This is a genomic window from Microbacterium neungamense, assembly GCF_024971095.1.
GTDB lineage: Bacteria > Actinomycetota > Actinomycetes > Actinomycetales > Microbacteriaceae > Microbacterium > Microbacterium neungamense.
This window is the reverse complement of sequence record NZ_CP069717.1, coordinates 1,526,270-1,540,290: the sequence shown is the minus strand read 5'-3', so window position 1 is coordinate 1,540,290 and position 14,021 is coordinate 1,526,270. Positions and strand designations below refer to the sequence as shown.

14 protein-coding genes and 1 tRNA gene are annotated in these 14,021 nt (G+C 71.4%); 4 read left to right on the top strand and 11 right to left on the bottom strand.

The window, feature by feature from the left end; all coding sequences use genetic code 11:
* Positions 1-24: 24 nt before the first annotated feature.
* From JSY13_RS07390 to JSY13_RS07380, 3 genes are all read right to left on the bottom strand, one after another.
* Positions 25-555, bottom strand: a complete 531-nt coding sequence (locus JSY13_RS07390; protein WP_259606088.1) for a hypothetical protein — start codon at positions 553-555, stop codon at positions 25-27.
* A gap of 1 nt (position 556) precedes the next feature.
* Positions 557-1,345, bottom strand: coding sequence for a hypothetical protein (locus JSY13_RS07385; protein ID WP_259606087.1), 789 nt, complete (start codon positions 1,343-1,345; stop codon positions 557-559).
* A 109-nt stretch (positions 1,346-1,454) separates the two neighbouring features.
* On the bottom strand, positions 1,455-1,802 hold the full coding sequence (locus tag JSY13_RS07380) for a hypothetical protein (RefSeq protein ID WP_259606086.1): 348 nt from the start codon (positions 1,800-1,802) through the stop codon (positions 1,455-1,457).
* A gap of 154 nt (positions 1,803-1,956) precedes the next feature.
* On the opposite strand from JSY13_RS07380, the gene JSY13_RS07375 reads away from it, so the two are divergent.
* Entirely contained in the window at positions 1,957-2,811 is an 855-nt protein-coding gene (locus JSY13_RS07375; RefSeq protein ID WP_259606085.1) for a coiled-coil domain-containing protein, read from the top strand.
* Between the two features lie 12 nt (positions 2,812-2,823).
* Here JSY13_RS07375 and JSY13_RS07370 read toward each other — a convergent pair whose 3' ends face one another.
* The 4 genes from JSY13_RS07370 to JSY13_RS07355 all read right to left on the bottom strand — a co-directional run bounded on the left by JSY13_RS07370 (position 2,824) and on the right by JSY13_RS07355 (position 6,481).
* Entirely contained in the window at positions 2,824-3,297 is a 474-nt protein-coding gene (locus tag JSY13_RS07370; RefSeq protein WP_259606084.1) for a zinc-binding dehydrogenase, read from the bottom strand.
* 12 nt (positions 3,298-3,309) lie between these two features.
* Complete coding sequence (locus JSY13_RS07365; protein ID WP_259606083.1) at positions 3,310-4,512, bottom strand: GTP pyrophosphokinase; 1,203 nt, start codon at positions 4,510-4,512, stop codon at positions 3,310-3,312.
* 126 nt (positions 4,513-4,638) lie between these two features.
* Complete coding sequence (locus tag JSY13_RS07360) at positions 4,639-5,700, bottom strand: hypothetical protein (RefSeq protein ID WP_259606082.1); 1,062 nt, start codon at positions 5,698-5,700, stop codon at positions 4,639-4,641.
* A 705-nt stretch (positions 5,701-6,405) separates the two neighbouring features.
* A tRNA-Ala gene (locus JSY13_RS07355) sits at positions 6,406-6,481 on the bottom strand.
* A 138-nt stretch (positions 6,482-6,619) separates the two neighbouring features.
* Here JSY13_RS07355 and JSY13_RS07350 point away from each other — a divergent pair.
* Positions 6,620-7,699, top strand: a complete 1,080-nt coding sequence (locus JSY13_RS07350) for an NAD(P)/FAD-dependent oxidoreductase (protein ID WP_259606081.1) — start codon at positions 6,620-6,622, stop codon at positions 7,697-7,699.
* A 144-nt stretch (positions 7,700-7,843) separates the two neighbouring features.
* Here the strand turns inward: JSY13_RS07350 and JSY13_RS07345 are convergent, their stop codons facing one another.
* Positions 7,844-8,623 (bottom strand): uracil-DNA glycosylase, encoded by a 780-nt coding sequence (locus tag JSY13_RS07345; protein WP_259608160.1) that lies wholly within the window; start codon positions 8,621-8,623, stop codon positions 7,844-7,846.
* Between the two features lie 87 nt (positions 8,624-8,710).
* On the opposite strand from JSY13_RS07345, the gene JSY13_RS07340 reads away from it, so the two are divergent.
* Positions 8,711-9,871, top strand: coding sequence for a glycoside hydrolase family 3 N-terminal domain-containing protein (locus tag JSY13_RS07340; protein WP_259606080.1), 1,161 nt, complete (start codon positions 8,711-8,713; stop codon positions 9,869-9,871).
* Between the two features lie 83 nt (positions 9,872-9,954).
* On the opposite strand, the gene JSY13_RS07335 is transcribed toward JSY13_RS07340, so the two are convergent.
* The 3 genes from JSY13_RS07335 to JSY13_RS07325 are packed head-to-tail and all read right to left on the bottom strand — an operon-like array spanning position 9,955 to position 12,604.
* A complete protein-coding gene (locus tag JSY13_RS07335; RefSeq protein WP_259606079.1) occupies positions 9,955-10,821 on the bottom strand; it encodes a 3-methyladenine DNA glycosylase in 867 nt (288 codons plus the stop codon).
* A gap of 41 nt (positions 10,822-10,862) precedes the next feature.
* Positions 10,863-11,891: an App1 family protein phosphatidate phosphatase gene (locus tag JSY13_RS07330; protein WP_259606078.1), complete on the bottom strand. Its 1,029-nt coding sequence runs from the start codon at positions 11,889-11,891 to the stop codon at positions 10,863-10,865.
* Positions 11,892-11,941: 50 nt separating this feature from the next.
* Positions 11,942-12,604: a DedA family protein gene (locus JSY13_RS07325; protein ID WP_259606077.1), complete on the bottom strand. Its 663-nt coding sequence runs from the start codon at positions 12,602-12,604 to the stop codon at positions 11,942-11,944.
* A gap of 42 nt (positions 12,605-12,646) precedes the next feature.
* Between JSY13_RS07325 and pabB the strand changes: the two genes are divergently transcribed.
* Positions 12,647-13,996 carry an aminodeoxychorismate synthase component I gene (gene pabB / locus JSY13_RS07320; RefSeq protein ID WP_259606076.1) on the top strand — a complete coding sequence of 450 codons (1,350 nt, stop codon included), beginning with the start codon at positions 12,647-12,649 and terminating at the stop codon, positions 13,994-13,996.
* Positions 13,997-14,021 lie beyond the last annotated feature (25 nt).

The window sequence follows — 14,021 nt, the reverse complement described above, 5'->3', positions numbered from 1 at the left end:
CAGCACCCCGTCAGGCGTCGCCGCTCACTCGGCGACGGAGCCGCTGTCGATCACGTACGCCTGCGGATGCCCCGGCAGATACCGCACCGTGACGGTCCCGCCGGCGCCGACCGAGGCGTGCCGGTCGGGGTGGACCGACGGCGTGAAGACGTCGTTGGGCAGCGTGTAGGCGGTGCCGTCCGCGGTCGTGAAGCGCACCCAGTTCCCGTCGACCGTGCCCTGCGCCTCGACGCCGTTGGCGTGGATGTACGCGCGCGTGACCGGCACGCCGACAAGCGACAGCAACCCGATGAGGCCCCCGCCGAGCAGGACGAGGAAGAGGACGCGGAAGGCCACCCGCTGCAGGTGTGCCGCGGCGGAGGAGGTCGTCGTCGGAGCGTCCGCCGGGAGCAGCCCCTCGCGCTCGCGCACGGCACGCAGCCGGCCGGCGGCGGTCACCGACGGTCCGCGGAGCGCGCGCATGCCGACGCCGGTGGCGCCGAAGGCGGCGAGGAAGACCATGGCGTAGCCGTTCGCTGCCGGGAAGTTCAGCAGCCAGAAGATCGTGTCGAGCATGTCAGGCCGCCTCCTCCTTGTGGAGCGTGACCGCCACACGGCGCGGGTCCTCGGGCCGGTACATCGCCCACACGGGGGAGCCGACCTGCAGCTGCCCGACGGCCTCCGGATAGACGAACACCGTGGTCTCCGCCTGCCAGGCGGTCTGCCCCTCCGGGCTGACCAGGACCGTGAGCGCCAGCTCGCTCTGCCCCTCCCGGCGCCGGCCCGTGGGACGCACGGCCACGACGTCGGCGGGAGCGGTGACGCCCGTGGTCCGTGCGGGCACCAGGCGCGGATCGATCAGTCCCTTGGCGATCCGCCAGTCCAGCAGCGCCTTGCGCACGGCCGGGTCGCCGGTGTCGGCGAGGGAGACGTCGTCGTGCCGGCCCGGGGCGTAGGAGACCGGGATGCTGCGCCCGATCCGGAGGATCGCCTGATCCTCCGGACGCACCAGCGTGCGCAGGCGCGCGACGAACTCGCCCGCGTGCGGTGGGGAGACGCGCACGAACACGTCGTACTGCGGGATCTCGTTGACGCGGAGTCCGGTGCGCTGCACCTCCACGATCCGCCCGATGGCCACCTCGTCACCGGGCTGCGGCGGGCGCCTGCGGATGCCGCTGAACGCCGAGCCGAACGTTCCCAGCACACCCCAGGCGACGCCGATCAGCACCGCCGGAATCGTGGGATCGTCACCGCGGAAGGGCAGCAGCGAATTCCGCTGATCCACGCCGAGGAGGCCTTCGGCCACCCACAGGACGAGCCATGCGGACAGCAACACCCGGACGGCCAGGATCGCGATGCGCAGCACGCGTTCAGGCTAGCGCCACGCCACCCACGCCGTCATCGGCTGCGAGACGGCTGGTTTCGGACCGCGACGGCTCCCGCCGGCCATCGGTCGTGGTGCCCCGCTTCGGCGGTCATTCCTCCCGGCGCGTGCCGACACCCGGGGTGTCGTTCGTCTCGGAGATGTCCGGGATCGACGCCTCGTCGTCGGGATCGACTCGTACGGCATCCGCGGCGCCCGAGTCGGCGCCGGCTCCGCCGGCGGGCACGTCGTCCACCGACTCCGGCGGCGTGTCCTCGTCGCCGGCGGCGACACGGTCCGCGGCCGCGCTGTCGATGAGATCGTCGTTCGCGTCGGGGTCGAGGACGGTCTCCCCGTCGACCTCGCGTGTGGCGATGTCGTCATCGGGCAGCCCGTCGCCGGGCAGGCCGTCATCGTCCGGGCCGGGGACGGGCAGGTAGGGAGGGGTGGGGTTCGACATGATCGGCTCCTTCCGTGTGCGTTCACGGTAGAGGCGGCACGGCGGAGCAAGGGAACGCCTTGACCACGGGTGGATGCGGCGCTAGAGGAGGCGTGTGGGCGGTACCCCCGCAGCCGGTCCGTCCTCCGCATCCCGAGTGCGGCACAATGGGGCGATGGGTGAAGCCCCGAAGGATGCCCTGGACGACATCGCGGCCGAGCTGCTCGCTCTGCCGCCGGACGAGTTCACCGCCGCCCGCAATGCGAAGGCGAAGGAGCTGGACGACCCGCAGCTGGTGAAGGATGTGAAGGGCCTGCGCAAGCCGGTGCTCGCCGCCTGGGCGGTGAACCTGTTCGCCCGGGAGCGCGCGGCGCAGCTGCAGGAGGTGCTCGACCTCGCGGAGGCTCTGCGCGAGGCGCAGGACGATCTGGACGCGGCCGCGCTGACGGCCCTGACCCGACAGCGTCGTGCCCTCGTCCGGGGACTGACCGCGCAGGCGGCGGATCTCGCGAAGGCGCGCGGGCAGACGCTGACCCCCGCCGTGACCGAGGCGGTGGAGCAGACCCTCAACGCGGCGATGTTCGACGTGCGCGCGGCCGCGGCCGTCGCCTCCGGGCGCCTGCTGCGCCCTCTCGATCCCGCCGACGACCTCGCCGCCGTCCTCCCCGAGGCCGTGGCCGGCTCGTTGCCGTCGGCTCCGGAGCGCCGTGAGGTGCCGGAGGACGAGGTGGGTGCCCGCCGCGCCCGCAAGGAGGCGGAGCGGCGGTTGCATCAGGCGGAGACGGACGCGGCGCGCACCGAGCGGGAGCACGGCCGGATCGCGGCTGAACTGCGCGCCGCCACCGCGCGCGTCGACGAGCTGGCCGAGCAGGAGCGGCGGCTGGAGGCCGAGCTGACGCGGGTGCGCGAGGCGCGTGACGAGGCGCGCACCGGCCTCGGCGAGCTCGAGGAGCGGCTGGCCGCCGCCGCGCGGGCGCATGAGGACGCCCGGCACGAGCTGGAGCAGGCTCGCGCGCAGCTCCAGGAGTGAGACCCGCTGCGCTCAGTACTCGATGACGCTGCGGATGCCCTGGCCCTGCCGCATCCGTGCGAAGGCGTCGTTGACGTCGTCGAGCGCGATGCGATCGGTGACCATGGAGTCCAGGTCGATCCGGCCCTCCATGTATAGGTCGATGATCTTCGGGAAATCGATCGACATGCGGGTGGACCCGTCGTTGCAGCCGATCAGCTTCTTCTCCTGATCGCTCATCACGAAGGGATCGATCGAGATCTTCACGCCGTCGGCGACCTGGCCGACGACGACCGCGGTGCCCCCGCGGCGGATCGCCTCGAAGCACGCCTCGATGGTGAACGGCAGGCCGATCGCCTCGAACGCGTAGTCCACACCGCGGCCGTCGGTGAGGTCGCGCACCGCCTCGACGAGATCGACGTCGTGACTGTAGCGGCGAACGGCGCGCAGACAACAGCCCGCAGAGAACGCCGAGCCCCAGAGAACAGGACGTAGCGCAACCCGCAAGACAGGTCGTGACTACGTCAGTTCGATCGACCGAAAGTCGCCAGCCCGTGTCGAGCCAGCAGGCGCCGCCTGCGCACGATAGCGGTCCCGCACGGTTGGGGCCGGAACATCTGGGTTCCGCACGAGATATCTCGCTACGCTCCTGAACTCCTCGAGCCGACCGTCGGGAATCGATATCTGGCCATGGGGCCTCTTCGGATCGAGGTCGTTCACCCCAAGTGCGACCGCCAGAGCAGTCCAGTACAGACCGATTCCCGGATACCCAATCGGCGCGTGCTGCGGCTCGAAGTCTATAAACACCACCCCGCGCGACGTATCCGCGCACGCTATGGCGAGCCGGCGTCCCAGCTCACCATAGCTTTCCACTGCGTGCTGATACTGCCAGAATGTCGTCCACCCCGCGAGACTTGCCGCTCTCTCAACTTCGCGCACCGACTTGAGCACATGACCGTGTTTCAGATCAAGCGCGATCCTGATGTCGCGATCAAGGTCAATCGACGCCCGACTTGCCCGTGTAAACCGCTCGGCATCCGATCCCTTGATGTCCGCAGCGCGAGAGGTCGTGCGGGTCTCTTCGCGCGAATGGAGTATCGACCTGATGTCGTCCAAATTGGTATCCGCCTGCTCCAGCAGTGCGGCCGTCAGCGCGAATCGTCGGTGGACGTCTGCGGTTATATCGACCGGACCCGGCTTATAGCGGATGTCGTGTTCAACTTCTGCGAAGCCGTGCTCAAGGAGCGTCCTGATCTGGACCTCCACCTTGTCACCTGAGTTGACCGATACCTGCCACATTGGGTCCGGATACGCGTCCCAGCCGCCCTTCTTGGTCCGGCCGATGAACTGAATGCTGCGATACCCAAACTCGCTGTCCTGCAAGAGATCGGCCTTGTCTACGTAAGACCCCTGCTCGAGGATCAGCATCTTCCGGACAACCTCCTCCGCCACCACGAGATCAGATCGGAAGAATACGAGAATGCGAACGCCCACGACGTCTTCGACCTCGCGAGTCGGATTCTTACGTACCTTCTGCTCAAAGCTGGCGCGGGACTTGACGCGTGCTTCGACGCGGAAGTGATTGAGCCCTGCGGCATGGAGCCGCTTCTCGACGGCGGGCTTCATTTCCTCGACGAGTGCTTTTCGGCGGGCGAGATTCGCGTCGTAATAGTCCAGGCGGTGGGTAGTCAGTAATTCGAGGTCACCATGGGTCGAGTTCACACTGACAACGTAGCGGCGATTCGAGGCTGCTGCGGGAACTGGTGACAGTCCGGTGAGGCCATGAGCGCCAGCAAGCCGCCGCGTTCACCGCGGCCGTGCTTCCGTCGGCCCGCCGCATTTGACGGGTCATTCGGTCGGCTTGACCAGGACTGTGGACGTGGGGTCCACGTCTTCTGCTGAGGCGAGCGTAGGAAGTTCCGCACCGTCGAGTCCGGCCATCTCCAAGGCGACTTGCCCGGCGAGGTGTGCTGAGGAGACGGACTGGCCGTTCGCGATCGAGGCATAGAACTGGGTTGCGTAGTTGATCGCGTCGCCGTCGGCGATGCTGTCCGCCATGCCGATCGCGAACGGCACCACATCGGCAACGAGCTGGTCGATCTGCGCGGCAGACCTGCAGGCGTTGAGCAGCACTAGCAACGGCGGCTCATCGGTCGCAGCGATCGCACGGGAGAAAGCGCGCGCGGTTACCGGGTGCCCCCGATGGGGGTTGTCGTTCTCGTACTCGAAGATGATCAGGTCTTCGTTGCTGTGCCCTGAGAAGTGCAGGATGTGCGGCCGGAACTTCGTGATGCCGTCCAGCAGATCGGCGGCGGTTGCGGCGGGGCGCACGTCGAGTTCGATCAGATCGCGGTGCAGGGCAGACTCGACGGCGGCCCGGATGCGCTTCTGCTCTCGCCCGACTCGCAGATCACCCTCCGAGGATGCGCCTAATAGCAGCACGCGCAGTTTCTCCGGTTTCGGGGCGCGCAGCTCTCGGAGAGCTTCACCGAGAGCGCGCTCGGTGCGGATCAGCTGGGCATTAGTCTGCGCCCTCTCAGTCGCGGCACGGCGATCCGCAGCAGCCTGCTCTCTTTGGCGCTTTCGTTCGGCCGCGTCAGCCTCGGACCGCTCAGCTTTGGCCAGTTTGGTCTGGAGGTTAGCTTCCTGCTTCGCATACCCCGCGGCCTTGGTCTGCCACCGATTCGCCTCGGCACCTGCAGTGGCTGCTTCCTTGTCTCGCTGGGCGGCGCGGTTCAGCTTCGACTTTCTCGTCGCTTCGCTCTTCGTACTCGCCGCCTCGCGCCGCGCCCGATCGGCCTCACTGCGCTTCTTCGACTCCTTGCTCCGGTAGTCGCCGGCCTTCTTCTCGGCATCTACGCGCTGCTTCCGCTTGCGCTGCAATTCACCGCGGTACTGCGCCGACCCCACCCTTGCCTCCCGATCTGCTGCTCTACCTGGTTGAAGAGCACCGTATCCGAGGCCACTGACACGGATAGCGTCCGCGGCGCACAGGGTCGCTACCGCGGCGAGCGAGAGACCCCATAATGCCCAAGTGACCCAGCACGTCGAGGATGCGGACGTGCCGTATCGGGTGATTAGCGACCTGATCGCAACCACCCGAGATCGCGGCCAGGTGCGGAGCTCGCCCGCCCCCACTAGTCGTACTCAGCCCAGGCCGCGACGGATGCCGACGACCGGCAGGGGGCAACCGGCTCATGTTCCAGGCATCCGCGACCCTGCACGAGGACGCCGCCCTGGTGCTGGAGATGCTCGACAGGCACGGCCGGGATACGCGTACCACGCGCGCTGGGTTCTCGGCGAAGCGAAGGTGAGCGATGCCCTGGAAACGGCTGCGGCCTGGACCCACGGTACGAGTCGCAGCAGATCGCGCTGCCAACGACGGCGACTGCGCCATCACCAGCCGGCTTCCGGCTACGTCGGTCTCGCCGGATGCATCACCATTACCCCGATGACCAAACTGACGGGGAACGCGACGGCGGCAGCGGTCGTTGCCGAGACGCAACTCTCGTGCCGAACGAGCCCATCGCAACGATCCTGGCGACGAGCGCCAGGCAGCACAACGAAAGAACCTTGCACCACGATAAGCGGCGCAAGGTTCGAACGTTTCCGATTTGGTGGACCTGAGGGGACTCGAACCCCTGACCCCCTGCATGCCATGCAGGTGCGCTACCAGCTGCGCCACAGGCCCAGATGCTGCTCCGTAGAAGCCCGGAGCAACCCGTTCAGAATACAACAGCATCCCGCGCGAACGCCAATCGAGGCGGGGACGGGCGTGCGTCCCGGGCGTGTCCGGAACAACGGCGGCGCCGCGGGCGTTGGGACGGTCGTGGACATCCTCGAGAGCGTGGTGATCGGCGCCGGCCAGGCCGGGCTCTCCGCGTCGTACCACCTGCGGCGCCTCGGCATCCGTCATCTCGTGCTCGATGCCGACGAGCGGCCGGGCGGGGCGTGGCAGCACCGCTGGGACGCCCTCACGATGGTCGACGTGCACGGCGTCGCCGAACTGCCCGGTTCGCAGCCCCCGCCTCGGACCGCCGCCCGGGCGAACCGCGTCGTGCCGGCGTATTTCGGCTCCTACGAACGCGAGCACGCGCTGCCGGTGCTCCGCCCGGTGTCGGTCCACACGGTCACCGACGAGGACGGCATCCTCGTCGTGCACGCCGCGCAGGGGGAGTGGCGCACGCGCACGCTCGTGAACGCCACCGGCACCTGGACGCGTCCGTTTCTGCCGCACCATCCCGGCCGGGAGAGCTTCCTCGGCGAGCAGCTGCACACCGTCGACTACCCCGGGCCGGACCACTTCCGCGGGAAGCGGGTGCTGGTCGTGGGCGGTGGAGCGTCTGCCGTGCAGTTCCTCGGCGCCCTGGCGCCGATCACGGACACCCTGTGGGTGACCCGGCGGGAGCCGGTCTGGCGCGACGACGAGTTCACCCCGGAGGCGGGCGCCGCGGCCGTCGCCCTCGTGGAGCAGCGGGTGGCGCAGGGCCTGCCTCCGCAGAGCGTGGTGAGCGTGACCGGCCTGATGCTGCGCCCGCAGGAGCAGGAGGCCGCGCGGCTGGGCGCCTACGCGGCGCGCCGGCCGATGTTCGAGCGGATCGAGCCGGACGGCGTGCGGTGGGCGGACGGGACGTTCGAGCGGGTCGACGTGATCCTCTGGGCGACCGGGTTCCGGCCGGCCATCGCGCACCTCGCTCCGCTGCGGCTGCGCAGCGCCTCGGGCGGCATCCGCCTGGATCGCGGCGGACGCGGCACCACCGCCGTCGCAGACCCTCGGGTGCAGCTGGTCGGATACGGGCCCTCGGCGAGCACGATCGGCGCCAACCGCGCGGGGCGGACAGCGGCGACCGGCGTCCGGCGGTACCTGCAGGAGGTGCGGCCCGCGGACGGGCTCCGGCTGGCGTCGTAGCGGATGCGGCGGGCGGACCCTTCGACAGGCTCAGGGTCCGCTGACAGGCTCGGGGTCCGCTGACAGGCTCAGGGTCCGCTGACAGGCTCAGGACCCTTCGACGGGCTCAGGGTCCGGCGACGGGCTCAGGGTCCGGCGACGGGCTCAGGGTCCGACGGCGGCGGCGGACTTCGCCTGGATGAGAACCTCCTCGAGCATGGCCGGAGTGAGCCGGCCGGTGAAGGTGTTCTGCTGGCTGACGTGGAAGCATCCGAGCACTTCCAGCGCCCGGCCGTCGGGATGCGCGAGCCGCACCCGGGCGCCGTGACCGAACCGCGGGCGCGGGCGGGGCACCAGCCACCCGGCATCCGTCAGCGTGGCCAGCAGCGCCTGCCAGCCGAACCCGCCCAGCACCACGACCACGCGCAGGGTGCCGGCCAGCAGCTCCAACTCCCTCGCGAGGAACGGCGCGCACGTGCGGCGCTCCTGCGGGGTCGGCTTGTTCTCGGGCGGGGCGCACCGCACCGGCGCGCTGATCCGCGTGCCGAACAGCTCCAGCCCGTCGTCGCGCGACGCGGCGACCGGCTGCGAGGCGAGCCCCACGGCGTACATCGCCGCGTACAGCACGTCCCCGCTGCGGTCGCCGGTGAACATGCGCCCGGTCCGGTTCGCGCCGTGCGCCGCCGGGGCCAGGCCGACGATCAGGATCGACGCGGCGTGCGGCCCGAACCCGGGCACCGGACGCCCCCAGTAGTCCTGGTCGCGGAACGCGGCGCGCTTCGTGCGCGCCACCTCCTCCCGCCAGGCGACCAGGCGCGGGCAGGCGCGGCAGGTGGTGACCAGCGCATCCAGAGCGGTGAGGTCGCTCGCGGCCGCGGCATCCTGCGGCGCCTGCTCGGGCGGATGCCGGCGGATGCCCGGAGGCGGAGGATCGTCGCATGCCATCACCGTCATGTCAGCACGCTCGTGCCGGCCGCGCAACGGCGTCGCGGCATCCGGCGGCGCTTCAGGCGGCCGCCGTAGGCTGAGGCCATGTCCGCGATCCGAAGCCTCCTCGCCGTGCTCGCCGCGGCGGCGGTGCTCGCGGCATCCGGATGCTCCGCGCCGCAGGCCTCGCCGCAGCCGCATCCGTCCACGCCGTCCCCCACGCGCACCCCGTCGCCGACGCCCACGCCCGACCCCGCCGCCGCCCTCGTCGCCGAGATGACCACCGCGCAGCGCGCCGCCACCGTGGTGATGGGGCACATCCCGACCACCGACACCGCCGCGCTCCGGCAGTACATGTCCTCCGGCCTGGGCGGATTCATCCTGATGGGCGCGAACATCCCGCCGACCCCCGAGGAGCTGCGCACCGTCACCGCCGCCCTCGTCACCGACCCGCGGCTGCCGCCGCTGATCGCGATCGACCAGGAGGGCGGCGACGTGTCGCGCCTGCCCTGGGACGACCTGCCCGCCGCGGACACCCTCAAGGACCGTCCGTCCGGCGACGCCCGCGCCGCCTTCGCGGCCCGCGGCGCCCTCGTCGCCGACGCGGGTGCCAACGTGAACTTCGGGATCGTCGCCGACGTGCCCGCCGCCCCGTCGTCCTTCATCCACCGCCGCGCCCTCGGCGCCGACCCGGCCGGCGCCGCCGAACGCGTCGCCGCAGCGGTCGAGGGGGAGCGGGCCGCGGTCGCCTCGACCCTCAAGCACTTCCCGGGGCACGGCGCCGCGCCGGGGGACTCCCACCATGGCATCCCGTCCACGACGCGGACGCTGGAGGAGTGGCGTGCGACCGACGCCGTCCCGTTCGCCGCGGGCATCGACGCCGGCGCTCCGCTGCTCATGTTCGGGCACCTGGCCTACACGTCGGTCGACCCCGCGCCCGCCTCGCTGTCGCCGCGCTGGTACGCCATCGCCCGCAGCGAGCTGGGCTTCGACGGGGTCGCCGTCACCGACGACCTCGGGATGCTCGGCGACTCCGGCGTCGACGCGTACGCCGACCCGGTGCAGAACGCGGTCGCGGCGCTGGCCGCCGGAGCAGACATGGTGCTGATGATCGCCGGATCCACGCCCGACACCGCACCGCGGATCGTCTCCGGCATCGTGCAGGCGGTCGGCGACGGACGCCTGCCGGCCGCGCGTCTGCAGGAGGCCGCCGAACGGGTGGTGCGGCTGCGGCTGCAGCTCGCGGCGGACATAACCGGCGGGTGAGCCGCGCGCATCGCCGCACGCGCCGCCGCCGCGACGCCCTCGCCCGGCGCGCCCTGGTCAGAGGCCCTCGTCAGGTGATCTCGTCAGGCGCCCTCGTCCTCGCCGAGCCACGCGCGCAGCATCCGCTCGCGCAGGGCGTTGCCCCGCTCGGCGAACGCCCGCTGCCGGCGGACGTACTCCGCCTTGCCCTCGGCCGTCTCGATCCGCACCGGCCGGATGCCCCACGCGGCGAGGTCGTACGGCGCCGCCTCCATGTCCAGCAGACGGATGTCGCGGGCCAGCTCGAACGCGTCCAGCAGCAGCTCGCCGGGCACCAGCGGCCCCAGCTTCATCGCCCACTTGTAGACGTCCATGCCGGCGTGCAGGCATCCGGGCTGCTCGAGCGCGGGCTGCTCCTCGCGGGTGAGCGGCCGGCGGTTGCGGGCGACGGCATCCGGTGTGAAGAAGCGGAAGGCGTCGAAGTGCGTGCAGCGCAGCTCGTGCGACTCCACCACCGCGTCCGTGCCGGCCTGCCCCAGGCGCAGCGGAACCGGATGCCGGTGCTCCTCGGCCCGGTACACCATCGCCCACTCGTGCAGCCCGAAGCAGCCGAACTGGCCGGGGCGCGCGGCCGTGCGGCGCAGCATCCGCTCGATCAGGCGCGCCAGCTCGGGCTTCTCCGCCGCGAAGGCGCCGGCATCCGGCACCGCGTCCACCTCCGACGGACCGGGGGAGTACCAGCGCCAGGAGCGGCGCTCCGCCGCGCCTTCGAGCACGACACCGGCACCCGGATGCCAGCGGCGCAGCCGTGCCGGCTTGTACGAGTAGTAGGTGAACAGGAAGTCCCAGACGGGGTGCTTCTCGCCCCGCGCCGTCCGCTCGCGGTGCCCGGCGGTCAGTGCATCCGCCCGCTCCTCGTGGGCGCGGGCACGCGCACGCCACTCGGCGCGGGAGAGGACGGATGCGGGCACCAGACGAGGATACGTGTCGGCGACGCGGGCCGAGAATCAGTTCAGCGAGCGTCGATGAGCCCGGCGGCGCTCAGCTGCTCGCGCAGTCCGGCGCCGTCCTCCGCGCTCACCCACGGCACGCCTTCGCCGGAGTGGTCCTCCACCTCGGTGCGGCCGCCGGCGAGCACCGCCTCGGCGGGGAGCAGCCGGCGGATTGCGACGCCGGCAACGGAACCCGGATGCTCGCGCTGGAACTCCGAGTAGATCGCCTCGTCATGCTGACCGTCGTCGCCGATGAGCAGCCAGCGGATGCCGGGGAACTCGTCGGCCAGGCGACGCAGGTTGCGGGCCTTGTGCTCGCGGCCGCTGCGGAACCAGCGGTCGTGCGTCGGGCCCCAGTCGGTGAGCAGCATCGCCCCGGCGGGGAACAGGTGGCGGCTGAGGAAGCGGCGCAGGGTGGGGGCGATGTTCCAGGCGCCGGTGGACAGGTAGATCATCGGAGCACCGGGGTGACTGCGCATGATCTGCTCCAGCAGCACCGACATGCCGGGCACCGGGATGCGGGCGTGCTCGTCGACGACGAAGGAGTTCCAGGCGGCGATGAACGGTCGGGGGAGCGCGGTGACCATGACGGTGTCGTCCACATCGCAGACGACGCCGAAGCGGATGTCGTCGGCGACGACGAAGACGCTCGCCTCGACCGGCTCCTGCCCCTCCACCGACATCGTGAAGGTCTGCCAGCCCGGCTCCAGGTGCGTCTCGATCCGGGCGTCGATCACGCCGCCGCGGTCGGCGACCACGTCGTGGCTGCGCCCGCCGATCTCGATGCGCACGGCGGCGAAGCTGACCGGGATGCCGGCGAAGCTGCGCCATCCGCGGACGCTGGCCAGCTCGCCGTCCGCGTTCTTCCGCGGCGGCGGGACGATCAGCACCCGGCCGACGACCCGCACCCAGCCGGTGCCGCCGTACCCGGGGAACGGAACGACGGTCGCCGAACGGCCGCGCCGGCGAGCGCGCCGCTCGCGCCAGACGTGGATGCGGTGCTCGAGTCGGGCGAACCAGTGGATCTTGGCCGCTGAGGCTGGGGACATCGCTCCCAGTCTTTCACGCCTGCGCCGGTCGCGCCTCTGCGGCCGGACGGTCACGCCTCCGCGGCGGGGTCGTCCGCGGTGGACATGTGCCGCTCTTCGCGATGCGCGATGACCTTCTTCGCGATCACCGCGACGAGGAGGAACAGCAGGATCGCACCGACGAACAGGTACCCGGCGTAGTGCACGGTCTGGGAGAGCTCCTTGTAACCGCCGGCGACGGCGGAGCCGATCCCGACATAGGCGCAGGCCCACAGCACGCAGGCCGGCACGGTCCAGGCGAGGAACCGCCGGTAGCCGAAGCCGCTCATCCCGACGGTCAGCGGCACGAGCGAGTGCAGCACCGGCAGGAAGCGGGACAGGAAGATCGCGATGCCGCCGCGGCGGCGGAGATACAGCTCCGAGCGCTGCCAGTGCCGTTCGCCGATCCGCCGGCCGAGCCACGAGTGCCGGATGTGCGGTCCGATCCAGCGCCCCAGCCAGAACCCGATCGACTCGCCGATGAGCGCGCCGACGATCACCGTGATCCCGAGCAGGACGCCCTCCGGCAGCGAGCCCACCCCGATCGAGGCGACGAGCACGACAGTGTCGCCGGGGACGAGCAGACCGATCAGCACACTGGTCTCGAGCATGATCGCGAGACCCGCGAGCAGCGTGCGCAGGAGGGGATCGACCGACTGCACGACCTCGATGGCCCACAGCACGACGTCATTCACACCATGAGCGTACGACGCCTGTCCGGCCTCTACTCTGTGAACGTGCCCGCTCCTTCGACGCTCTCCGCGCGCCCGATCCACGGCTGGGGCGACCCCGAGAACCTGTTCGTCGCCCTGTGCGCCGGGGAGTCCGCCGCGTTCTGGCTGGACGCCGGGTCGGATGCCGCGCGGGGATGGAGCATCCTCGGCAGCGGCGTGGCGGAATCCGACGCCGACGTCGTGCGGGAGACCGTGCTCGCCGCGCCCGGTCGCGACGGAGACGCGGATGCCGATGCCGGGGCGCCCTTGCCCGCCGCCGTCCCGTTCCGCGGCGGCTGGGTGGGCTGGCTCGACTACGAGGACGGGGCGGCCCGCGCCGGCGCGCCGACAGCGCCGGGCCTGCGCGTCCCCTCGTGGATCGCCGTGCACCGCGCCGTCGCGATCGACCACGAACGCCGCGCCGTGTGGGCGCTCGCCGAGGCGGGGGAGCTCGACGCCTGGAGCGCCGCCGTCGAGCGTGCGCTCGACGCGGTCGTCCCGCCGCCGCCGGCCGCGCCCCCGGCATCCGCATCCGCCCGCCATACGGTGCCGGAGTACGTCGCGCTGGTCGAGCGCTGCCGCGAGGCGATCCGCTGCGGCGACGCCTACCAGCTGTGCCTCACGACCCGCTTCACGGTCGCGGATGCCGGCGACCCGATCCACGCGTACCGGCGGCTGCGCCGCGCCACGCCCTCGCACCACGGCGGGTTCCTGCGGATCGGGGATCGCTGTCTCGCCAGCGCGAGCCCCGAGCAGTTCCTCGAGGTCGCCGGCGGCGTGGTGCGCACCAGCCCGATCAAGGGCACGCGCCCGCGCGGCGCGACCCCGGCGGAGGACGACGATCTGGCACGCGAGCTGCGGGCGAGTGAGAAGGAGCGCGCGGAGAACGTCATGATCGTCGACCTGATGCGCAACGACCTGTCGCACATCGGGCAGCCCGGATCCGTGCGCGTCGAGCGCCTGTGGGAGGTCGAGTCGTACCCGGCGGTGCATCAGCTGGTCAGCACGGTGAGCGCGCGGCTGCGCCCCGGGGTCACCTTCGGGGAGCTGTGCGACGCCGCCTTCCCGGCGGGCAGCATGACCGGCGCGCCGAAGCTGTCGGCGATGACGATCCTGCACGAACTGGAGCGGGGACCGCGCGGGGTGTACTCGGGCTGCTTCGGGCACGTCGGCCTGGACGGCACGGCCGACCTCGCGATGGTGATCCGTTCGATCGTCTTCGAGGGCGACGAGGCGTACGTCGGAGCCGGGGGCGGCATCACGTGGCTGTCGGATGCCGCGGCCGAGGCGGCCGAGGTCGCCACGAAGGCGCGCGCCCCGCTCGCCGCCCTCGGCGCCACCCTCCCACCCGATTGGGCCCCGCCCGGTCGTTGAGCGCCCTTCGACAGGCAGACGAAAC